The organism is Salmonella sp. SSDFZ69, from assembly GCF_004010755.1.
Classification (GTDB): Bacteria; Pseudomonadota; Gammaproteobacteria; order Enterobacterales; family Enterobacteriaceae; genus Salmonella; species Salmonella enterica.
In genome coordinates this window covers 1,143,295-1,167,742 of the sequence record NZ_CP034831.1, presented here as the reverse complement: position 1 = coordinate 1,167,742, position 24,448 = coordinate 1,143,295, and the positions used below count along the sequence as shown (strand labels likewise).

Genomic DNA, 24,448 nt, shown 5'->3' with positions numbered 1-24,448 from the left:
AAGGATATTGATGTTATGTCAGAAGATTATGTAATTGAATGGGATAAGAATTTTGCAGACGACCTCAACGTCGTCGCCAACGTTTTTTTATCGCACAACCCAACCTTATGGCCCACTATTTTCTCTCAACTTTCGACGCAACCTGAAATCTTTGAAGACGAAGATGAAGACGAATATGGGTTGCAGGACGTCCTGGATTGTAGCGGTGGCGATCTCGGAAATAACGAGCTGGCACAGGCATTTTTACAAGTTCTACGCGGCGAAGGATTTATTCACCTCGTTGACTGGAAAGGTGAAGATGAAGAAGGCGAACTGGCTAATTTTGCCGCAGATCGCTTTTATGAACTCACAAAAAACCTGACGGATTCTGAGGAATTAAGAAATCTTCTTGTCGAAATAACCCAAGAGGATGAAATCTCCGATGTCTGTGAAGCCGGGGACCGTTACCTTGACGAGATCTTTGAGCGCATCCAGACCGAACTCAATAAGAGGGGCTTCCAGATTTTTGATCTGAATGAAGGATCTGACACCTATAATGTGGTCGTTCTGCCAATGAGCGAATATAAAAAAATAGAGGACTTCAACACGCCGTGGCTGGAAGTGCAGGATTTTTTAAGCTAAAAAAATGGCCGACTTTACATCGGCCATCAGACTTTTACTTCGCCTTCGCTACAGTCACCATCGCCGCGCGAATGGTACGACCGTTCAGCGTATAGCCTTTCTGCATAATACCCAGCACATTGCCTGCCGGAACCTCTTCCGACTCCACCATCGCAATCGCCTGATGCACGTTCGGGTCCAGCGGCACGTTGGTCTCAGCAATCACTTCCACGCCGAACTTACGCACCACATCCAGCATAGACTTCAGCGTCAGCTCAATCCCTTCGACCATTGCCGCCATATCCGGATTGGCTTTGTCTGCAACTTCCAGCGCGCGATCCAGGCTATCGATTACCGGCAGCAATTCGTTGACGAACTTCTCGAGAGCGAATTTATGCGCTTTTTCGATATCCTGTTCAGTACGACGGCGCAGGTTTTCCATTTCCGCTTTGATACGCAACACGGTGTCGCGTTCGCGAGTCTGGGCTTCTGCAAGCTGAACTTCCAGATTCGCAATTTTTTCATCGCGCGGATCCACCTGCTCAGCAGAATCGTTTGGTTCAACTGCCTCAACCTCTTCGTGCTGATCCATGATAATTTCTTCCGGGGCTTGCCCCTCAGGCGTTTTCTGTTCTTTACTACTCATGAATTTCTCCGCGTTTTTTTTCGCATTCATCTCGCTAACTTCGCTTATTATGGGGATCAGATTCAGGGTTTCAAGGGAAGTACTCACATTGTCATCAATCTTCGCTACAAGGACCTCAGAAAAATGAATAATCATTTCAAGTGTATCGGCATTGTGGGGCATCCGCGTCATCCCACCGCACTCACGACACATGAAATGCTCTACCGTTGGCTATGCGATCAGGGTTATGAGGTCATTGTGGAGCAACAAATCGCCCACGAATTACAGCTAAAAAATGTGCCAACCGGCACGCTGGCGGAAATTGGTCAACAGGCGGATCTGGCGGTAGTCGTGGGCGGCGACGGCAATATGCTTGGCGCAGCGCGTACGCTGGCGCGTTATGACATCAATGTGATTGGCATTAACCGCGGTAATCTTGGCTTCCTGACCGATCTCGATCCGGACAACGCCCTGCAACAATTATCTGATGTGCTGGAAGGGTGCTATATCTCCGAAAAACGTTTTCTGCTGGAAGCGCAGGTCTGCCAACAGGACCGCCAGAAGCGTATCAGCACAGCCATTAATGAAGTGGTGCTGCATCCGGGAAAAGTGGCGCATATGATCGAATTCGAGGTTTATATTGATGAAACCTTCGCTTTTTCACAGCGATCTGATGGTCTGATCATTTCTACGCCGACCGGCTCCACCGCCTATTCGCTCTCCGCAGGCGGCCCTATTCTGACCCCTTCACTGGATGCAATCACCCTGGTGCCGATGTTCCCGCATACCTTGTCGGCGCGCCCGTTAGTCATTAACAGCAGTAGCACGATTCGTCTGCGTTTTTCGCATCGCCGTAGCGATCTGGAAATTAGCTGCGACAGCCAGATAGCGCTGCCTATTCAGGAAGGAGAAGATGTGCTGATTCGCCGCTGCGATTACCATCTCAACCTCATACATCCCAAAGACTATAGCTATTTCAATACATTAAGCACAAAACTCGGTTGGTCAAAAAAATTATTCTAATTTTACGTTAGCCTCTTTACTGTATAAAAAACCAGTTTATACTGTATTTAATTACAGTCATGGTTTTTCATACAGGAAAACAGCTATGTTGGCGCAACTGACCATCAGCAATTTTGCTATCGTTCGTGAGCTTGAGATCGATTTTCAGAGCGGAATGACCGTCATTACTGGTGAAACCGGCGCGGGTAAATCTATTGCGATTGATGCCCTGGGTCTGTGTCTGGGCGGTCGCGCTGAGGCCGATATGGTCCGTAGCGGAGCGACCCGCGCCGATTTGTGTGCCCGCTTTGCGCTGAAAGACACGCCTGCGGCATTGCGCTGGCTGGAAGAAAACCAGCTTGAAGAAGGTCGCGAATGCTTACTTCGCCGCGTTATCAGCAGCGATGGTCGCTCACGGGGCTTTATTAACGGCACCGCTGTGCCCCTGTCTCAATTGCGCGAGCTCGGTCAGTTGCTGATTCAAATTCACGGTCAACATGCGCACCAGCAGCTTACCAAACCCGAACAGCAAAAATCGCTGCTGGATAGCTATGCCAACGAAGCCGCTTTAGCGCAGCAGATGGCTGCTCGCTACCAATTATGGCATCAAAGCTGCCGCGATCTCGCCCATCACCAGCAACAAAGCCAGGAACGCGCCGCGCGCGCGGAACTGCTGCAATATCAGTTAAAAGAGTTGAACGACTTTAATCCGCAGGCCGGCGAATTCGAGCAAATTGACGAAGAGTACAAACGGCTGGCCAACAGTGGGCAGTTGCTTACGACCAGCCAGAACGCTCTGGCGCTACTCGCGGACGGCGAAGACGTTAACCTGCAAAGCCAGTTATATAGCGCAAAACAACTGGTTAGCGAGCTGGTGGGTATGGATAGCAAGCTTTCCGGCATCCTGGATATGCTGGAAGAAGCCACTATCCAACTCACCGAAGCCAGCGATGAATTACGCCACTATTGCGAGCGTCTGGATTTAGACCCCAATCGTCTGTTTGAGCTTGAACAGCGCATCGCTAAACAAATTTCGCTGGCGCGAAAACATCACGTCAGCCCGGAAGCGCTGCCGCAGCTTTATCAGTCACTGCTCGAAGAACAGCAGCAGCTCGACGATCAGGCTGATTCGCTGGAAACGCTAACGCTGGCGGTTAATAAGCATCACCAACAAGCGCTGGAAACGGCGCAAGCGCTGCATCAACAGCGTCAGTTTTACGCCCAGGAGCTGGGGCAGTTGATCACTGAAAGTATGCATTTACTTTCGATGCCGCACGGTCTGTTTACTATCGACGTGAAATTTGATGAGCATCATCTGAGCAACGACGGCGCCGATCGCGTGGAGTTTAAAGTGACGACAAACCCGGGTCAGCCGCTGCAGCCTATCGCTAAAGTCGCGTCTGGCGGTGAACTGTCGCGCATTGCGCTGGCTATTCAGGTGATTACCGCGCGCAAAATGGAAACGCCGGCGCTAATTTTTGACGAGGTCGATGTTGGCATCAGCGGCCCAACCGCCGCCGTGGTCGGTAAACTCCTGCGTCAGCTTGGCGAATCCACCCAGGTGATGTGCGTCACTCACCTGCCACAGGTAGCCGGGTGCGGTCACCAGCACTTCTTTGTCAGTAAAGAAACAGACGGGGCAATGACCGAAACACATATGCAACCTTTGGATAAACGTGCGCGTTTACAGGAACTGGCCCGCCTGTTGGGAGGAAGTGAAGTTACGCGTAATACGCTGGCAAACGCAAAAGAACTGCTGGCGGCGTAAACTTTTTTATCTCCCGAAGGTCTGAGTTCACAACAAAAACGCCGTAAGACCCGACAGCAAAAGGTTTTAAAGTGATGAAAGGTCTATTATCATCGGCATATTAATATGAGCCACGTACTGCTCAGGCCCGAAAAGGAACCCAATCACTATGCGCTGTAAAACGCTGACTGCTGCCGCAGCAGTACTCCTGATGTTGACCGCAGGCTGTTCCACTCTGGAGCGAGTGGTTTACCGACCTGACATCAATCAGGGGAACTATCTTACACCTACGGATGTCGCCAAAGTGCGTGTTGGTATGACGCAACAACAGGTTGCGTATGCTTTAGGCACGCCGATGATGACCGATCCTTTTGGTACGAACACCTGGTTTTATGTCTTCCGCCAGCAGCCAGGACATGAGAACGTGACGCAGCAGACTCTGACGCTCACCTTTAACAGCAGCGGCGTGTTAACCAATATTGATAACAAACCGGCGTTGACGAAGTAATTTTGTGATACCGCCTGATGAAGTTACGTTCATCAGGCCTGCAAACCTCTCCCCCGCCATTTGGTACGAATTTGCCTGATGGCGCTACGTTTATCTGGCTTACAGGCACACCTGTGCTTCAGGTGTGGTACGGCTTCCACACCGTTATCCGGCAAAAGAGGCTAATTATCTGCCAGCCGATTTTTCGGCGCGCTGGCGGCGTAATGCTTTTGGATCGGCGATTAAGGGACGGTAAATTTCAACCCGATCGCCATCCTGCACCGTATCGGTGAGTTTTACCGGACGACTGTAGATACCTACTTTATTTTTCGCCAGATCGATATCCGTGCGCAATTCCAGCAAGCCGGAAGCGCGAATCGCCTCTTCGACTGTCGCGCCCTCCTCCAGCGTTACGCGCTGCAAATACTGCTTTTCCGGCAGCGCATAAGCCACTTCAACCACAAGTTTATCCGGCACGGTAAACCTCTTTGGCGCGAACCGTAAACGCCTGCACCATGTTGGACGCTAACTCTTTGAATACACGGCCAAACGCCAGCTCAATGAGTTTATTGGTAAACTCAAAATCAAGCTGAAACTCAATACGGCACGCCTCGGGGCTGAGCGGGGTAAATTTCCAGCCGCCGATCAGCTTTTTAAAGGGGCCATCCACCAGATGCATCAGAATGCTCTGGTTACGCGTTAGCTGATTACGCGTCGTAAACGTCTTGCTGATACCCGCCTTCGACACGTCAACAGCCGCCGTCATCTGTGCTGGCGATGACTCCAGGACACGACTGCCAACACACCCAGGCAAAAACTGGGGATACGATTGCACGTCATTCACTAACTGATACATCTGTTCCGCACTGTAGGGGACTAAAGCAGTCCGACTAATCTGAGGCATAGCAATTCCCATCAACATAAATCGTGTAAATAATACCACTTATCAGCGAGTAAAAAAAATGCTGTCCCCAACCGTCATGCCTTAATTGTGCGTGCATAGCCCAACTCATGCTAAGATAGATTTTTGCACCTCATCAGGACGTAATGGGGTGTTTTCGATATCAGATTACCTATGAATTCACGACACTTATGACGAAGAAAAAAGCACATAAACCGGGCTCAGCCACCATCGCGCTGAATAAGCGCGCCCGGCACGAATACTTTATCGAAGAAGAGTTCGAGGCTGGTCTCGCCCTGCAAGGCTGGGAAGTAAAATCTCTGCGCGCAGGAAAAGCCAATATCGGCGACAGTTACGTTATCCTCAAAGATGGCGAGGCCTGGCTGTTTGGCGCAAACTTTACGCCGATGGCGGTCGCCTCGACACATGTTGTATGCGACCCAACCCGAACCCGCAAACTGTTGTTAAATCAGCGTGAGCTTGATTCGCTGTATGGCCGTATTAATCGTGAAGGTTATACTGTCGTCGCGCTTTCTCTGTACTGGAAAAATGCCTGGTGCAAAGTAAAGATCGGCGTGGCGAAAGGTAAAAAACAACATGATAAACGTTCCGATCTTAAAGAACGTGAGTGGCAACTGGATAAAGCACGCATTATGAAAAATGCAGGCCGATAATAGACATTTTTTGTGACCAGCTTCTCAGTATGAAGCTGGTCAATATTCATATCTCATACATGCCTCGAAAATATATTCTCTGTGTCTGACGCTTATCAATAGCAATAAATACCACAACAAGAATATATTCTTTGTTTAAAAAATTTTTATAGCCTAATAACACAATACTTCAAATGATTTTTATAAAATTTAATATTGCTGAATACCTTCACAAAAGGTATTGTTTTTATGTTAAAAAAGAAAAAGAAGATTAAATTAAAACTCATTATAAAACATAAAGATAAATAAAAAACCATCATGCGTTGTTAGCCTACCCCACCTCTCCTTAACACAAACTCCGTTATATTTCAGACGCACTAACACCTTTATCAATAGATCTTAATTTGCAGAAAGATTTTTTTCTGACTATATCATCTAATACGAAAGCACTAGTCAGGCACAAAAAACAAAGGGTTATTCGGCGAGAAAACCAGACCTTCACCTACGCTCATAAAAAAGAATATGGCTACGGAAATTCATCTCTCACGATGAACGGGAAGGCTCGTCTACGCATTTTGCCCTGAACGTCGTGCCCGTTAATTAATACACAGAGCAAATCCATCAGGAGCTAATTTATGCGTCTACTCGCCGTGGTTTCGAAATTGACTGGCGTCTCCACCACTGTGGAATCCTCAGCGGTCACTCTTAACGCCCCGTCAATTGTTAAATTATCAGTGGCCCGGGAGGAAATTAGTCAACTTACGCGCATTAATCAGGATCTGGTGGTGACGCTCCATTCCGGCGAAACGATCACGATTAAAAACTTTTACGTTACCAACGATCTGGGCGCAAGCCAGCTGGTACTGGCGGAAAACGATGGCACGTTATGGTGGGTAGAAAATCCGCAAGCCGGGCTACATTTTGAACAAATCGCTGATATTAATGAGCTGCTGGTCACTTCTGGCGCTTCCCATGAAGCAGGCGGCGCCGTTTGGCCGTGGGTACTGGCTGGTGCGGTGGCGGCTGGCGGCATTGCCGCTATCGCGTCTTCCGGCGGCGGCGATTCCCACCATCATTCGGATGGCGATAATCCGCCCCCCGATAACACCAATCCTGACGGTAATCCCCCTGATAACAGCAATCCCGGCGGCAGTAACCCTAACGGCAATACTCCAGGTAGCAGTAATCCTGTAGATACTACCCCGCCTCTCGCTCCCGGCAAGTTGTTGATTTCAGCGGACGGAAAAACGGTGAGCGGCGAGGCCGAAGCGGGCAGTACCATTACCATCAAAGATCCTTCAGGTAACGTCGTTGGCGAGGGCAAAGCGGATAGCGACGGTAAATTTAGTATTGATTTGACAGCGCCACAGCTTAGCGGCGAACAACTTACCGTGACCGCGACTGACGATGCCGGCAATACCGGCCCATCCGCAACCATTGATGCGCCCAACATACCTCTCCCCGATACACCAGCTATCACCGCCGCTATCGATGATGCCGCTCCCCTCACCGGCACGCTGAGCAATAACCAGTTTACGAACGACAATACCCCCACGCTGGAGGGAACCGGCAGCGCAGGCACAGTCATCCATATTTACGCCAATGGTCAGGAAATAGGCTCAACAAAGGTTGATAGCAGCGGAAGCTGGCGTTTTGCCATTACCAGCGCGCTGGCGGATGGGGAAAATCATTTCACCGCCATTGCGACTAACGTTAAAGGCGAAAGTAGCGAATCAGCCAGCTTTACACTGACTATCGACACACTCAGCCCCGATGCCCCACGCGTTGAACTGATTGCCGATAACACCGGTTTGCTCACCGGGCCGCTACAGAATAATGACCGGACTGACGAGGCAAAACCGCTATTTTCCGGGCAGGGAGAGGCAGGCAATACCATCACGATTAAAGAGGGTTCAACCGTTATCGGCAGCGCTACCGTAGACGAAAATGGACGCTGGACCTTTACGCCGACTACGCCGTTAAGCGATGGCGAACATACCTTTACCGTCGAACAAAGCGACAAAGCCGGAAACACGAGTCGCGTGACGACAACGCCTACTATCATTGTGGACACCACACCGCCTGACGCCGCTACCATTGATAATGTCGCGAAAGACGGCACAACCGTTAGCGGCACCGCTGAAGCTGGCAGTACCGTGTCGATCTATGACCCGGCGGGAAATTACCTGGGCTCCACGATTACCGGAGAAAATAACCACTTCAGCATCACGCTGAATCCGGCTCAGACCCACGGCGAGCGTCTGGAAGCGCGTATTCAGGACGCCGTCGGTAACATCGGCCCCGCCACGGAGTTTACCGCTTCTGACTCACAGTATCCTGCCCAGCCGACTATCCTTACCGTGACGGATGACGCTGGCGCCGTTACCGGGCTGCTGAAAAATGGCGATGCCACAGATGATAACCGCCCAACCCTCAGCGGTACTGCTGAACCAGGCAGTACGATATCGATTAACGATAATGGCTTTCCTGTACCGACCTTTCCGCCCATTGTCGCTGACGCTGACGGCAAATGGAGCTTTACCCCTTCGCTGGCACTTGCCGATGGCGACCATGTCTTTACCGCTACCGCGACCAACGATCGCGGCACCAGCGGGCAGTCCGTCTCCTTTACCATTGATATCGACACGCAGCCGCCGGTGCTGGAAGGCCTGGCGGTTAGCGACGTCGGCGACAGACTCACCGGCACTACGGAAGCTGGCAGTACTGTGGTTATCAAAGACAGCCTTGGAAATACGCTCGGTAGTGGAACGGCAGGCGACGACGGCACCTTCTCAATAGGTATTAGCCCGGCGAAAATTAACGGCGAAACATTAAGCATTAGCGTTACCGATAAAGCCGCGAATAGCGGTCCGGTAGAAACGCTGAACGCGCCGGATAAAACTGCGCCTGCGGCACCGGACGGTCTTATCGTGGCGACCGACGGTCTGTCCGTAAGCGGTCAGGCGGAAGCCGGGGCAACGGTCACTATCCGCGACAGTAGCAACACCGTACTTGGCAGCGCCGTCGCTAACGGCAACGGACAATTTATCGTTCCGCTGAATACGGCGCAGACTAACGGCCAGGCGCTTATTGCTACCGCCACCGATGTCGCGAAAAACGAAAGCGCCGCCGCGACGGTTATCGCGCCGGACAGTACCGCGCCGGAAATGCCGAAAAACGTGGTAATTAGTGAGGATGGCGCCAGTATTAGCGGCACCGCCGAACCGGGTAGCGCCATTACGATCGCCACGCCGGACGGCAAGCCGCTTGGCAGCGGCAAAGCAGATGGCGAAGGTCATTTTACCCTTCCCCTCGTCCCCGCACAGACCAACGGCGAACAGGTTACCGTCACCGCCACCGACAGCGCCAACAACGTCAGCCCGCCAACTACAGCGCAAGCGCCCGATATCACCGCTCCGGATAAGCCCATTATCACTCAGGTGCTGGACGATGTTGAAAGCTTCACCGGGCCGCTGGTTAACGGACAAACCACCAACGACAACCGTCCCACCCTTAGCGGTACGGCGGAGGCCGGCGCGCGTGTCGAAGTCTTTGATAACGGCGTTTCACTGGGACTCGCCACGCTACAGCCCAACGGCGCCTGGACGTTTACGCCGTCGCAAAATTTAGGTGAAGGCGCGCATCGACTGACCGTAATCGCAACCGACGCTAAAGGCAATGCCAGTCCGGCCGCGTCATTCGACCTGGTGGTCGATACGCAATCGCCGCAGCAACCGGTAATCACCTTCATTACAGATGATGCGCCGGGTATTCTCGGTAGCGTCGCGCATCTGGGGCTCACTAACGACAGCACGCCAACGATTAACGGTACAGGTGAACCGGGTTCCACAGTACACCTGTATCAGAATGGCGCCCGGATAGCGGATATTATCGTCGGTAATTCCGGCGTCTGGAGCTACGCTTACACCACGGCCTCGCCACTGGCGGACGACACCTACACCTTTACCGTGACGGCCAGCGACAGTAACGGCAACACCACGCCTTTTTCGACCGATTTTACGATTACCATTGATACCCAGGCCCCTGCCGCCCCCGGCGTTATCGGCGTAACTGACGGCGACGGAAATACGATTGATACCAATCAGATTACCCAGGAATCCCAGCCCCGGTTGAGCGGTAGCGGCACCGCAGGCGATACAATCATCCTTTACGATAACGGCAATGCCATAGGTCAGGCGCTGGTCGGCACGGACGGGCGCTGGCAGTTTACGCCGCCTGCCGCGCTGGGCGACGGCGACCACCTTCTGACCGCTCGCGCCAACGATCCGGCGGGGAACGAAAGTCCCGAATCCATCAGCTTTACCCTACGCATCGATACCCAGGCGCCGGATGCGCCGCAGATCGTGTCAGCCGCCATCACCGGCGGAGAAGGCGAGGTGCTACTGGCAAACGGCAGTATTACCAATCAGCGTATGCCGACCCTCAGCGGCACCGGCGAACCCGGCGCCATCATCACCCTGTACAATAACGGCGTAGAACTGGCTACCGTCCAGGTCAATCCACAGGGTAGCTGGACCTATCCGCTAACCCGTAATCTGAGCGAAGGGTTAAACATCCTGACGGCCACCGCCACGGATGCCGCAGGCAATAGTAGCCCCACCTCCGGCGTTTTCTCCGTTACCCTTGATACCCAGCCTCCAGCGCAGCCTGACGCGCCGCTAATCAGCGATAACGTCGCGCCGGTTATCGGCAACATCGGCAATAATGGCGCAACGAACGATACCACGCCGACCTTCAGCGGCACGGGAGAGATCGGCAGCACGATAATTCTCTACAATAATGGCAGTGAAATTGGTCGCACAACGGTAGGCGATAACGGTAGCTGGAACTTTACGCCTGCGGCACTGACGCCAGAAACCTATACCATTACCGTCACGGAAACCGATATAGCGGGCAATATCAGTCCACCTTCCGCCTCAGTCACTTTTACGCTAGACACCACTGCGCCCGCCAATCCGGTTATCACTTTTGCCGAAGATAACGTCGGCGAAGTCCAGGATACTATTGTCAGCGGCGCAACCACTGACGACAATACACCGGTCATTCACGGCACTGGCGACATCGGCAGCATTATTACGCTCTATAATGGCAGCAGCGTTTTAGGCGTAGTCACCGTCGATGAGACCGGCACCTGGACGCTAGCGGTGACCAGCGCGTTGCCGGATGGCGTCTACACCCTGACCGCCATTGCCGCCGATGCCGCCGGAAACAGCAGCGGCGTATCGAACAGCTTTACCTTCACCGTCGACACCGTTCCGTTGCAGCCGCCCGTCGTCAATGAGATCCTTGACGATATTGCGCCAGTGACCGGGCCATTAACCGATGGCGCCTTTACTAACGATCGGACGCTGACTATCAACGGCAGCGGCGAAAACGGCAGCACCGTCACGATTTACGACAATGGCGTGGCAATCGGGACGGCGCTCGTTACCGACGGGGTCTGGACATTCAATACGCCAGAATTGTCAGAAGTCAGCCATGCGCTAACCTTCAGCGCGACTGACGACGCTGGAAATACCACGGCGCAAACCCAACCGATCATCATTACCGTGGATATCACCGCCCCGCCCGCGCCAACGATCCAGACGGTGGACGACGATGGCACGCGCGTCGCCGGACTTGCCGACCCTTACGCTACCGTTGAAATTCATCATGCCGATGGCACCCTGGTCGGCAGCGCTATCGCTAATGGCACCGGTGAATTCGTCGTTACGCTCAGTCCGGCGCAAACCGATGGCGGTACGCTGACGGCAATTGCTATCGATCGCGCGGGGAATAACGGCCCGGCTACGAATTTTCCCGCTTCCGACAGCGGTCTGCCCGCCGTCCCGGCCATCACGGCGATTGAAGATGATGTCGGGAGCGTACAGGGGAATATTGCGGCGGGCGGCGCCACGGACGACACCACGCCGACGCTGCGCGGCACCACGGATATCGGCTCTACCGTTGAAGTTTTCATTGATGGCGATTCGGCAGGCTTTGCCACCGTTGACGCCAGCGGGAACTGGATCTTTGAGATCGCGACGCCATTAAGCGAAAGCACACATTACTTCACCGTCCAGGCAACCAATGCGAATGGCCCGGGCGGCCTGTCCGCACCGGTCGGGATCACTGTCGATCTTAGCGCGCCGGCGCAACCGGTTATTACCAGCGCAACGGATGATGTCCCCGGCATGACCGGTACGCTGGATAACGGCGCGCTCACCAATGATTCACGCCCGACGCTCAACGGAACGGGAGAAGCAGGCGCCACCATCCATATTCTGGATAACGGCGTAGAAATCGGTTCCGCCACGGTAGATCAAAGCGGCAACTGGCGCTTCACCCCGAACGCGCCGCTGGAGAGCATCGCACACATCTTTACCGCCGTGGCGACCGATCCCGCCGGCAATAGCGGCCAGCCTTCGGACGGCTTTACGCTGAACATTGACGCGCAGGCGCCAGATGTGCCGGTTATCACGTCCGTGATTGACGATAACAATCAACCGACCGTCCCGGTGTTACCGGGGCAATCCACCGACGATCGGCAGCCAATACTGAACGGAACTGGCGAACCTGGCGCGACAATCAGCATTTTTGATAACGGTACGCCGCTTGGCACGGCTCAGGTAGGCGAAAACGGTAGCTGGACCTTCCCGGTGCCCCGCAATTTGTCAGAGGGAAGCCATAATCTGACGGTTAGCGCTACCGATCCGGCGGGCAATACCAGCGCGGTCTCCGCGCCGTGGACGATCGTGGTCGATATTACGCCTCCGGCGATCCCGGTTCTCACCTCCGTTGTGGATGACCAGCCCGGTATTACCGGCAGCCTGGTTAGCGGGCAGCTAACGAACGATGCGACGCCCGCCCTGAACGGGCGCGGAGAGGCAGGCGCGACGATTAATGTCTATCTTGACGGTAATCCCGCGTCCATCGGTACCACGACGGTGAATAGCGACGGCACGTGGAGTTTCACGCCGCAGACGCCGCTTGCAAACGGTAGCCACACGTTCACCCTTAGCGCCACCGATCCGGCGGGTAATAGCAGCGCGGTGTCCAGCGGATTTGTGCTGACGATTGACGCCACACCGCCCGCCGCGCCGGTTATCGCCAGCGTGGCAGATAATACGGCGCCGGTGACGGGCATCGTCCCCAACGGCGGCTCGACGAACGAAACCCGACCAACACTCTCGGGTACCGGTGAGGCGGGTACAACCATCTCGATTTATAATGGCAGCGCGCTGGTCGGCACGGCGCAAGTTCAGGCCAACGGTAGCTGGAGCTTTACGCCGTCTACCTCGCTGGGCGCGGGCGTCTGGAACCTGACGGCGACAGCGACCGATGCGGCAGGCAATACCAGCGCCGCGTCCGAAATACGCTCGTTTACTATTGATACCACGGCTCCCGCCGCGCCTGTTATTGATACGGTCTACGACGGTACGGGCCCCATTACCGGCAATCTGAGTCCAGGACAGATCACAGACGAGGCGCGCCCTGTCATTAGCGGCACCCGTGAAGCCAACACAACTATTCGTCTCTACGATAACGGCACACTGCTGGCTGAAATTCCCGCCGACAATAGCAGTAGCTGGCGCTACACGCCCGATGCCTCTCTGGCGACGGGCAACCATGTAATTACCGTCATTGCCGTTGATGCCGCAGGCAACGCCAGTCCCGTTTCGGACAGCGTTAATTTCGTCGTCGATACCACGCCGCCGCTGACGCCGGTAATCACATCAGTCAGTGACGATCAGGCGCCAGGCCTCGGCACGATCGCGAACGGCCAAAATACCAACGATCCTACGCCAACCTTCAGCGGCACCGCAGAAGCCGGCGCCACGATCACGCTCTATGAAAATGGCACGGTCATTGGCACGACAACGGCTCAGCCTGACGGCGCGTGGAGCGTCGCCACCTCAACGCTGGCAAGCGGAACGCACGTCATCACCGCCGTCGCCACCGATGCCGCAGGAAACAGCAGCCCGAACAGTACGGCTTTCACCCTGACGGTCGATACCACCGCGCCGCAAACGCCAATCCTGACGTCCGTGGTGGATGACGTCGCGGGCGGGGTCACAGGAAATCTCGCTAATGGTCAGATAACCAATGATAACCGCCCCACGCTGAACGGCACTGCCGAAGCGGGCAGCGTGATCAGTATCTATGATGGCAACACTCTGCTTGGCGTCACCTCGGCTAACGCGGGCGGCGCGTGGAGCTTCACGCCAACGACAGGGTTAAACGACGGCACGCGCACATTAACAGTGACCGCCACCGACCCGGCAGGCAACGTTAGCCCGGCCACCAGCGGTTTTACTATCGTGGTCGATACCCTTGCGCCAACGGTTCCGCTTATAACCAGCATCGTTGATGATGTCCCGAACAATACCGGCGCCATTGGCAATGGACAATCGACCAACGACACACAGCCGACGCTCAACGGTACCGCGGAAGCCAACAGCGCGGTAAGCATCTTCGATAATGGCGCGCTGGTCGCGACCGTGAACGCCAATGCCAGCGGCAACTGGAGCTGGACGCCAACCGCCGCGCTCAGCCAGGGAAGTCACGCTTATAGCGTTAGCGCCGCCGATGCGGCTGGCAACGTTAGCGCCGCTTCGCCATCGATAACGATTATCGTGGATACCATTGCGCCCGGCGCGCCCGGCAACCTGGTCATCAATGCTACCGGTAATCGGGTGACGGGCACCGCGGAAGCAGGCAGTACAGTGACGATTACCTCTGAGACTGGTGTGGTACTGGGAACCGCCACCGCCGACGGTACAGGCAGCTTCACCGCCACACTCACGCCCGCGCAGACCAATGGTCAGCCGCTACTGGCATTTGCCCAGGATAAAGCAGGCAACACTGGCATTGCCGCCGGATTTACCGCGCCCGATACGCGCGTGCCGGAAGCGCCGATCATCACCAACGTAGTGGATGATGTGGGTATTTATACCGGCGCTATCGCCAACGGTCAGGTCACTAATGACGCCCAACCCACATTGAATGGTACCGCTCAGGCGGGCGCCACGGTGAGCATTTATAACAACGGGGCGCTGCTCGGCACCACCACGGCGAACGCCAGCGGAAACTGGAGCTTTACCCCGACAGGTAATTTGACCGAAGGCAGCCACGCCTTCACCGCCACCGCGACTAACGCCAACGGAACAGGCAGCGTCTCCAGCGCCGCGACAGTGATTGTCGATACGCTGGCGCCCGGTACGCCGTCAGGTACGCTCAGCGCCGATGGCGGTTCACTTTCCGGACAGGCAGAGGCAAACAGCACCGTAACCGTCACGCTGGCGGGCGGCGTGACGCTCACCACCACCGCCGGCAGCAACGGCGCATGGTCTCTCACCTTGCCGACAAAACAAATTGAAGGTCAACTCATTAACGTGACGGCCACTGACGCTGCGGGTAACGCCTCCGGCACGTTAGGCATTACCGCGCCGATTCTGCCGCTGGCGGCAAGGGATAACATCACCAGTCTTGATCTGACCTCTACCGCCGTCACCAGCACGCAAAACTATTCGGATTACGGCCTGCTGCTGGTTGGCGCGCTTGGCAATGTCGCCTCGGTTTTGGGTAACGATACCGCTCAGGTTGAGTTCACCATTGCTGAAGGTGGTACGGGCGACGTCACCATCGATGCCGCCGCAACGGGAATCGTGCTTTCGCTGCTCAGTACTCAGGAGATTGTGGTACAGCGCTACGACACCAGCCTCGGCGCCTGGACGACGATCGTCAACACCGCCGTTGGCGACTTCGCGAATTTGCTTACCCTGACCGGGAGCGGCGTTACCCTGAACCTGAGCGGCCTGGGCGAAGGCCAGTACCGGGTACTCACTTATAACACCAGTCTGCTCGCCACCGGGTCATATACCAGCCTGGATGTCGATGTACACCAGACCAGCGCAGGTATTATTAGCGGGCCAACCATCAGTACCGGCAACGTCATGGCTGATGATACCGCGCCGACGGGCACCACGGTCACCGCCATCACCAACGCCAACGGCGTCAGTACGCCGGTCGGCGCGGGTGGCGTGGATATCCAGGGACAATACGGCACGCTGCACATTAATCAGGATGGCAGTTACACCTACACGCTGACTAAGCCCACGGCGGGATACGGACATAAAGAGAGCTTCACCTACACCATCACCCAGAATGGCGTCGGTAGCAGCGCCGCGCAACTGGTTATTAATTTGGGTCCCGCGCCTGTACCGGGCAGTGTGATAGCGACAGACAATAACGCCTCTCTGGTCTTTGATACTCATGTTAGCTACGTCAACAACGGTCCCTCGACACAAAGCGGCGTCACGGTATTAAGCGTCGGACTTGGTAATGTACTGAACGCGAATCTGCTTGATGATATGACTAATCCGATCATCTTTAACGTTGAAGAAGGCGCTACGCGAACCATGACGTTACAGGGAACCGTCGGCGGCGTCTCACTGGTTTCCACGTTCGATCTGTACGTTTATCGCTTCAACGATGCCATTCAACAATATGAGCAGTTCCGGGTGCAAAAGGGCTGGATTAACACCCTGTTGTTAGCCGGACAGTCCCAGCCGCTGACCCTGACGTTGCCTGGCGGCGAATACCTGTTCGTGCTGAATACCGCCAGCGGCATTAGCGTCCTCACTGGCTATACGTTGGCGATTTCCCAGGACCACACCTATGCCGTTGACAGTATCACCGCCAACACCACCGGCAACGTACTGACCAATGATGTCGCCCCTACGGACGCCCTCCTCACTGAAGTAAACGGCGTGGCGATTGCGGCGACCGGCACGACGGAGGTAAACGGGCTGTATGGCACGCTCACCATTGACGCAAGAGGCAACTATACCTACACGCTGAAGAACGGCGTCGGCGCCGACAGCATTAAAACGCCGGACAGCTTTATCTATACGGTCAAAGCGCTAAACGGCGATACCGATACGGCCTCGCTCAATATCACGCCAACCGCCAGGGCGCTGGATGCGATTAATGATGTCAGCGATACCCTTAGCGTCGCCACGCTTCAGGATACCGCTGCCTGGCTGGACTCCAGCGTCGGCAGCGCCAGTTGGGGGCTACTCGGCAAATCGGGCAGCGGGAGCGGCACCTTTGACGTTGCAACGGGCACCGTACTTAAAGGCGCGTCACTGGTCTTTGATGTCTCCACGCTCATTACGCTGGGCAATCTGAATATTAGCTGGGCCATTCAGGAGAACGGGACCGTCATACGCAACGGAACCGTTCCGGTGGCGAATATCACGCTGGGCAGCGCGACGGTGACCGTCAACCTGAGCGGCCTGGAGCTGGATGCCGGAACGTACACGCTTAACTTTACCGGCACCAATACCCTGGCCGGGGCGGCGACGATCACGCCACGCGTCATCGGCACCACCGTCGATCTGGATAATTTTGAAACGTCCGGAACGCATACCGTTCTCGGCAATATTTTTGATGGCAGCGATGCGGCGGGGGCGATGGATCAGCTTAATACGGTGAATACCCGCCTGAGCATTAGCGGGTATAACGGCAGCGCCGCCACGCTGGACGCCGCGGCGAATACCACCAGCGCCACGATTCAGGGACATTACGGCACATTGCAAATTAACCTTGATGGCGCTTACACCTACACCCTGAATAATGGCGTCGCGATGTCGTCCATCACCAGTAAAGAGGTCTTTACCTATCAACTGGATGACAAGATGGGTCATACGGATAGCGCCACATTGACCATTGATATGGCGCCGCAAATCGTCAGTACCAACCAAAACGATGTTCTCATCGGCTCCGCCTATGGCGATACGCTGATTTACCACCTGTTAAACGGCGCGGACGCGACCGGCGGCAACGGCGCCGATCGCTGGCAAAACTTCTCTACCGCGCAGGGCGACAAGATCGATATCCACGAACTGCTGACGGGATGGGATCACCAGGCGGCGACGCTGGGTAACTTTGTTCAGGTTCATACCAGCGGCGCCAATACGATGATATCCGTCGATCGCGACGGCGCCGGCAGCGCGTTTAAATCAACTGACCTTGTCACTCTGGAGAATGTGCAGCTTACGCTAAATGATCTTTTGCAGAACAACCACCTGATAACCGGCGGTTGATAAAAAAGCCCCGAACGCCACGACGTTCGGGGCAACAAGCGGTGATATTTAAAAGGGATAAACTATGGGAAGAGTCGCGCCTGTCGCCATCGTACTGGCATTTGCTTTGTTTCATCACCAGCCCCGGGGCGCAGAAGCGCCGCCAATGATTACATCCGAAGGATTAGCAACGGACCAGATGCTTCCTTCGCTGGATGGCTCCGCCGCTGAGTTGCCGCTCAGCGCCGCCGCGCCGGGCAACCTGACGCTCAATGACGCGGTCAATCGCGCCGTTAACTGGCATCCTTCTATTCGCGAAGCCGTCGGCAAACTGCTCGCACAGAATGAACAAATAGAGGTCGCCAAATCGAAATATTATCCGCAAGTCAGCGCTGGCGTGAACAATGGGTACAGCAATACCTACACCGATCACGGGTATAGCCCCTCGCTGGTGCTGTCGGTATCGCAAATGCTTTATGACTTCGGCAAAGTGGCAAGCCAGGTTCGCGCCGAAACCGCAGGCGCAGCGCAGCAACAGGCCAATGTGTTGCTCAGTATTGATACCGTCGCGCACGAAACCGCCAACGCCATTGTACAAACGCAGAGCTGGCAGCAAATGGTAGACGCGGCGGAAGAACAGCTCGTCGCGCTGGACGGCATCGGTAAACTTATCCGGCAGCGCAGCGATGAAGGCGCTACGTCGCTATCTGACGTGGTGCAAACCGAAGCCAGAATCGAATCCGCCCGCTCGCAACTGGCGCAGTATCAGGCCAATCTCGATAGTGCGAAAGCCTCACTGATGAGCTGGCTGGGCTGGAATTCGCTTAACGGCATCAATAATGACTTCCCGGCGAAACTCGCTCGCAGCTGTGAGACGGCGACTCCCGACGATCGACTGGTGCCCGCGGTACTGGCCGCCTGGGCGCAGGCCAACGTTGCGCGGGCGAATCTGGACTATGCCAGCGCGCAAATGACGCCGACGATTTCGCTCGAACCTTCTGTACAACATTATCTTAATGATAAATATCCCAGTCATGAAGTGCTGGATAAAACCCAGTATTCCACCTGGGTGAAAGTTGAGATGCCGCTTTACCAGGGCGGAGGGCTGACTGCCCGACGCAACGCCGCCAGCCATGCGGTAGACGCGGCTCAGTCGACCATTCAGCGCACCCGGCTTGATGTCCGCCAGAAACTGATGGAGGCGCGCAGCCAGGCAATGAGTCTTGCCAGCGCGTTACAAATCCTTCGTCGGCAACAGCAGCTTAGCGAACGCACGCGCGAACTGTATCAGCAGCAATACCTTGACCTCGGTTCCCGCCCGCTGCTCGACGTGCTTAATGCGGAGCAGGAAGTTTACCAGGCGCGTTTTGCCGAACTGCAAACGGAAAGCCAGTTGCATCAGTTGCAACTGAACTGTCTGTATAACACCGGCGCGCTTCGTCAGGCGTTCGCGTTAAATCATCGCAGCATTCAATCCGTGGAGATCCAGCCATGACCCGCGCCGCCCCCGATGTAGAAGAGATACTCAGTGAGCGCGCGCTAAGCCAATGGGCGCAGGCCATCAGCTATGTCGCCGGTCATTATCGCATTGCCTGTTCTCCCGGTTCAATTCAGGCCAACGCCCCGTGGTTTAGGGGTAAAAGCAGAACGACCGCCTTAACGCAGCTCGCGCGGCAGGCGGGTTTATCCTTTCATGCGCCGGACATAGACAAAACGGCATTTAGTCAGTGGCGATTGCCGTTGGTTGTCGAGCTCCGGGACGGGCAGTTATTGGTCATCGAGCATGTTAATGGCGAAGATGCGGTAGACGTTTTTGTGATTGAAGAAGAGGGTCAGCGTAACCGCCTGACGCTCAGCGAGTTATTGCCGGAGATCCTCTATGTTGCCGCGCTACGCCCGCTATCGGCACTCAAGGATAGCCGCGTCGATCGCTATATCTCCCGCTTTAAACCCGACTGGATGCGCGAGCTGGTTCTGCAGGATATTCGCCCTTATTTACCGGTAATGGTCGCCGCCTTTCTGATTAACGTGCTGTCGCTGGCCGGGATTGTGTTCTCTATGCAGGTTTACGATCGGGTGATCCCCGCTCAGTCATATCCTACCCTGTACGTGCTCTCCTTCGGCGTGCTGGTAGCGGTGCTGTTCGGTTTTCTGCTGCGTGAAGCGCGTACGCACATTATGGACGTGCTCGGTAAACGCGCCGATATGCGCATTTCCGATCGGGTATTCGGTCATGCGTTAAGGCTGCGCAACAGCGCTATCCCCCGTTCCACCGGCAGTTTTATCTCGCAGTTACGCGAACTGGAGCAGATCCGCGAGATGATTACCTCTTCAACGCTGGCGACCATTGTCGATCTGCCTTTCTTTTTCCTGTTTATGATAGTCCTGGCGATTATTGCCCCACCGCTGGCATGGATAGCGCCCGTGGCGGCTCTGCTGATGATCCTGCCGGGCGTCGCACTGCAAAAAAAACTGGCTGTCCTCGCCAACCAGGCCGCCCACGAAGCGACGCTACGCAATGCAGTCTTGGTCGAAAGCGTTCAGGGGCTGGAAGATATTAAACTGATGCAGGCGGAGAACCGCTTTCTTCAGCAGTGGAATAGCTATATCCGTATTACCGGCGAGTCGGGTCTACGCACCCGCAAACTCACGCAAGGGCTTATCAGTTGGGGGATGTCGGTACAAAGTCTGGTGTATGCCGCAGTGATTATGTTTGGCGCGCCGATGGTCATTGAAGGCAGTATGACTACCGGCGCCGTGGTCGCCGCGTCGATGCTCGGCTCGCGGATGATCGCGCCAATGGCTAACCTGTGCGGCGTGCTGGCGCGCTGGCAGCAGGTGAAAGCGGCGAAGATGGGTCTCGACAACATTATGCAACTGCCCACCGAGACACAGCATGACGATAGCCTGATACACCGCGACATCCTCCACGGGCATTACCTCTTTGAAAACGCTCAGTTTCGTTACCATAACGACGATCAACGCATACCGTTGCGCCTCGTACGTCTGGAGATCATGCCAGGCGAGCGGATTGCGATACTGGGGCGTAACGGCGCGGGTAAATCCACACTTTTACAGGCGATGGCGGGCGGCCTGGAGATGATTCAGGGAGATGCCCGGCTTGATAATCTCAGCTTGTCGCACATCGATATGGCGGATTTACGCCGCAACATCGGCTTTCTTAGCCAGAACGCGCGGCTTTTCTTCGGCACCCTACGAGAGAACCTGACGCTCGGCGCGCCGCACGCCAACGATGAACAGATTTTTGACGCGCTCGAAGTCAGCGGCGGCGCCGTCTTCGTCAGGCGGCTGGCAAAAGGGTTGGATCATCCCATTATGGAGGGTGGTAACGGCCTGTCCGGCGGGCAGCGTCAGTCCCTGTTGCTGGCGAGAATGCTGCTGCGCTCCCCCAATATTGTGCTACTTGACGAACCCAGCGCCTCGCTGGACGAGCATACGGAACGAGAGTTTATTCAGCGGTTACATCAGTGGCTTGGCAATCGAACCCTGGTCGTCGCGACGCACCGGGTACCAATACTGGAGCTGGTTGAGCGTGTCGTTGTCCTGAAAGAAGGACAACTGGTGATGGATGCGCCAAAAGCGCAGGCGCTTAACGCGGATCGGATGCAAAGTCACCGTCGGGAGTGGAAAAATGAAAATCAATCAGCATGATGCCGCGATGGACGATCCCGATATTCAGCGTGAACGGGCGTTTTCCGGCGCGGGTCGTATTGTTCTGATCTGCTCACTGTTATTTCTCATTCTCGGCATCTGGGCGTGGTTTGGCCGACTGGATGAGGTTTCCACCGGCAACGGGAAAGTGATCCCCAGTTCACGCGAACAGGTTCTGCAGTCGCTGGATGGCGGCATTCTGGCGCAGTTGACGGTGCGGGAAGGCGACAGAGTTCAGGCTAACCAGATTGTCGCCCGGCTTGATCCGACGCGTCTGGCGTCCAGTGTTGGTGAAAGTGCGGCAAAATATCGCGCTTCACTCGCCTCCAGCGCACGGTTAACCGCGGAAGTCAGCGACTTACCTCTCGCCTTCCCCGCTGAGCTGAACGGCTGGCCGGATCTGATTGCCGCAGAGACGCGTCTCTATAAAAGCCGCCGCGCGCAGCTGGCCGATACCGAAGCCGAGCTACGGGATGCGCTGGCGTCGGTTAATAAAGAGCTGACCATTACCCAGCGGCTGGAGAAAAGCGGCGCGGCCAGTCATGTTGAAGTGCTACGCCTGCAACGACAAAAAAGCGATTTAGGCTTAAAAATTACCGATCTGCGCTCACAATATTATGTGCAGGCACGCGAAGCGTTATCGAAAGCGAACGCTGAGGTCGATATGCTCTCCGCCATTTTAAAAGGACGCGAGGATTCCGTCACCCGCCTCACCGTGCGTTCGCCGGTACGCGGCATTGTTAAAAATATCCAGGTCACGACGATTGGCGGCGTGATCCCGCCTAACGGCGAGATGATGGAGATAGTGCCGGTAGACGATCGTCTGCTGATTGAAACCCGCCTTTCGCCGCGTGATATCGCCTTTATTCATCCCGGCCAACGCGCATTGGTTAAAATTACTGCTTACGATTACGCCATTTACGGCGGGCTTGACGGCGTGGTGGAGACCATTTCACCGGACACCATTCAGGATAAAGTGAAACCGGAAATTTTCTACTATCGCGTGTTTATCCGCACCCACCAGGACTATCTACAAAATAAATCAGGACGCCGTTTTTCGATTGTTCCAGGCATGATCGCCACGGTAGATATCAAAACCGGTGAAAAAACCATTGTCGACTATTTAATCAAACCGTTTAATCGCGCGAAAGAAGCGCTGCGCGAGCGGTAAATCGTTGAAGATAAGAAGATACGGGGGCTGGTCACGCGTGTCACAAGTCTGTTATACTTACCTTACACATTGGGGCTGATTCTGGATTCGACGGGATTTGCGAAACCCAAGGTGCATGCCGAGGGGCGGTTGGCCTCGTAAAAAGCCGCAAAAAAATAGTCGCAAACGACGAAAACTACGCTTTAGCAGCTTAATAACCTGCTTAGAGCCCTCTCTCCCTAGCCTCCGCTCTTAGGACGGGGATCAAGAGAGGTCAAACCCAAAAGAGATCGCGCGGATGCCCTGCCTGGGGTTGAAGCGTTAAAACGAATCAGGCTAGTCTGGTAGTGGCGTGTCCGTCCGCAGGTGCCAGGCGAATGTAAAGACAGACTAAGCATGTAGTACCGAGGATGTAGGAATTTCGGACGCGGGTTCAACTCCCGCCAGCTCCACCAAATATTGATGTACTGAAGTTCAGTAAAGTCTACTAAGCCCGTATAGCACAAGCTCTGCGGGCTTTTTTACGTCCATTGCCGCCTGGTGAGGATTGCAGAGAACCTTACGGACACTGGAGTCAAATGACGCGGTGGGTAAAGCGGCTGCGCGATGGGTGACAGGGCAAAACGCCAAAAGTCTCACCAATAACTCCCGAAAGAATTGGAATACGAGAGTCAAAGAAAATAGAACACTCACTGAGAGTCCTGCCTGGCTGGGGCAAAGCTCGCAGTCAGACTGTCGAGCATAAAGATAAGCAGTTGCCCGTGAGACGCCAGGATGTTGGGCTACGGTATCCATAGATTTGCGAAGATTCAGCAGACCTTCTTTGCGAAGCTTTAATGATCAATTCTTTTCTGTCAGCTGCTTTAAGCGTCCTGGCCGTAGTGGCACGAGCAGCGGCGAAACTATCTATGCGCTGTCGAATGGTCTCTGTTCCTCCAGGAGCAATATTTTCTCACGGAATTTTTTGTTACCGTATGCGTTATTCAGCATAATCCGAAGACGTGATCCTGCTCACCCAGTCAAACATAACTTGCATATGATTGCCATTGGATGTCCTCACACCAACCTGACACGCATTTACGCCTGTCGTTTTGCCAGTCAAAACCTGTCCATACTTCATATAGATTTTGATACCGACTCCCTGTTTATAGCACTTATTGCAAATCGAGAAATAATCTCTTCTTGATGGAGTATATTGCTGAAGATTAAATCCGTCAGCCGGCACCAGCGAAAGATTAAAAGCGTCATTACCTGATAATTCTTCAAGAATTGCCAGAGACTCTAGTTTAACTTCAATGCGCTTATTTCCTTTAGGTTTATCCGAAGCCAGAATCAAATTTTCCTTCGGATTAAACTTCGCAATGTAGCCTGTGATTATCCGGGCATTATTACTCACCAATCGAACAGGGATATCATTAAAACGTAGAAATTGAACTCGACGAGCAAGCATAGAATAATCCCGCGGCCATATTTCAGCCTCTCGCCCGTAGGAAATATCATTTACAGCTATACATTCCATAAA

General features: G+C 54.7%; 13 protein-coding genes, 1 other RNA gene and 1 pseudogene. 10 read left to right on the top strand and 5 right to left on the bottom strand.

The genetic code is table 11. The features are described 5' to 3' along the window. The first annotated feature begins 15 nt into the window (after nt 1-15). Nucleotides 16-621 carry a hypothetical protein gene (locus EOS98_RS05785; protein ID WP_001287923.1) on the top strand — a complete coding sequence of 202 codons (606 nt, stop codon included), beginning with the start codon at nt 16-18 and terminating at the stop codon, nt 619-621. Between the two features lie 34 nt (nt 622-655). Here EOS98_RS05785 and grpE read toward each other — a convergent pair whose 3' ends face one another. After that, nucleotides 656-1,246: a nucleotide exchange factor GrpE gene (gene grpE / locus EOS98_RS05780; protein ID WP_001518875.1), complete on the bottom strand. Its 591-nt coding sequence runs from the start codon at nt 1,244-1,246 to the stop codon at nt 656-658. Nucleotides 1,247-1,369: 123 nt separating this feature from the next. Here grpE and nadK point away from each other — a divergent pair, with 123 nt between their 5' ends. The 3 genes from nadK (at nt 1,370) to bamE (ending at nt 4,482) form a co-directional block, all read left to right on the top strand. Beyond that, complete coding sequence (gene nadK, locus EOS98_RS05770) at nt 1,370-2,248, top strand: NAD(+) kinase (RefSeq protein WP_126523902.1); 879 nt, start codon at nt 1,370-1,372, stop codon at nt 2,246-2,248. An 85-nt stretch (nt 2,249-2,333) separates the two neighbouring features. Beyond that, complete coding sequence (recN, locus tag EOS98_RS05765) at nt 2,334-3,995, top strand: DNA repair protein RecN (protein WP_000880958.1); 1,662 nt, start codon at nt 2,334-2,336, stop codon at nt 3,993-3,995. A 148-nt stretch (nt 3,996-4,143) separates the two neighbouring features. Continuing rightward, nucleotides 4,144-4,482 carry an outer membrane protein assembly factor BamE gene (bamE, locus tag EOS98_RS05760; RefSeq protein ID WP_001203445.1) on the top strand — a complete coding sequence of 113 codons (339 nt, stop codon included), beginning with the start codon at nt 4,144-4,146 and terminating at the stop codon, nt 4,480-4,482. Between the two features lie 165 nt (nt 4,483-4,647). Here the strand turns inward: bamE and EOS98_RS05755 are convergent, their stop codons facing one another. Beyond that, entirely contained in the window at nt 4,648-4,938 is a 291-nt protein-coding gene (locus tag EOS98_RS05755; RefSeq protein WP_001112990.1) for an RnfH family protein, read from the bottom strand. After that, nucleotides 4,928-5,365, bottom strand: coding sequence for a type II toxin-antitoxin system RatA family toxin (locus tag EOS98_RS05750; protein ID WP_001543334.1), 438 nt, complete (start codon nt 5,363-5,365; stop codon nt 4,928-4,930). The genes EOS98_RS05755 and EOS98_RS05750 overlap by 11 nt, the downstream gene beginning before the upstream one ends. A 188-nt stretch (nt 5,366-5,553) precedes the next feature. On the opposite strand from EOS98_RS05750, the gene smpB reads away from it, so the two are divergent. From smpB to ssrA, 6 genes are all read left to right on the top strand, one after another. Beyond that, the gene (smpB, locus tag EOS98_RS05745; RefSeq protein WP_001518569.1) at nt 5,554-6,036 is read left to right on the top strand and encodes an SsrA-binding protein SmpB; all 483 of its coding nucleotides are present in this window, start codon (nt 5,554-5,556) and stop codon (nt 6,034-6,036) included. Nucleotides 6,037-6,650: 614 nt separating this feature from the next. Then, on the top strand, nt 6,651-18,125 hold the full coding sequence (bapA, locus tag EOS98_RS05740; protein ID WP_127821148.1) for a biofilm-associated protein BapA: 11,475 nt from the start codon (nt 6,651-6,653) through the stop codon (nt 18,123-18,125). A 64-nt stretch (nt 18,126-18,189) separates the two neighbouring features. Then, the gene (locus EOS98_RS05735; protein ID WP_080210469.1) at nt 18,190-19,599 is read left to right on the top strand and encodes a TolC family outer membrane protein; all 1,410 of its coding nucleotides are present in this window, start codon (nt 18,190-18,192) and stop codon (nt 19,597-19,599) included. Continuing rightward, nucleotides 19,596-21,776: a type I secretion system permease/ATPase gene (locus EOS98_RS05730; RefSeq protein WP_126523901.1), complete on the top strand. Its 2,181-nt coding sequence runs from the start codon at nt 19,596-19,598 to the stop codon at nt 21,774-21,776. The genes EOS98_RS05735 and EOS98_RS05730 overlap by 4 nt, the downstream gene beginning before the upstream one ends. A gap of 7 nt (nt 21,777-21,783) precedes the next feature. After that, nucleotides 21,784-22,947 carry an HlyD family type I secretion periplasmic adaptor subunit gene (locus EOS98_RS05725; RefSeq protein ID WP_072101394.1) on the top strand — a complete coding sequence of 388 codons (1,164 nt, stop codon included), beginning with the start codon at nt 21,784-21,786 and terminating at the stop codon, nt 22,945-22,947. 71 nt (nt 22,948-23,018) lie between these two features. Continuing rightward, nucleotides 23,019-23,381: a transfer-messenger RNA gene (ssrA, locus tag EOS98_RS05720) on the top strand. A 274-nt stretch (nt 23,382-23,655) separates the two neighbouring features. Here ssrA and EOS98_RS24785 read toward each other — a convergent pair. Continuing rightward, nucleotides 23,656-23,878 (bottom strand): annotated as a pseudogene (locus tag EOS98_RS24785) (helix-turn-helix domain-containing protein); the annotation flags it as partial. Nucleotides 23,879-23,905: 27 nt separating this feature from the next. Beyond that, the gene (gene fljA, locus EOS98_RS05705) at nt 23,906-24,445 is read right to left on the bottom strand and encodes a phase 1 flagellin gene repressor FljA (protein WP_000388871.1); all 540 of its coding nucleotides are present in this window, start codon (nt 24,443-24,445) and stop codon (nt 23,906-23,908) included. Between the last annotated feature and the right edge of the window lie 3 nt (nt 24,446-24,448).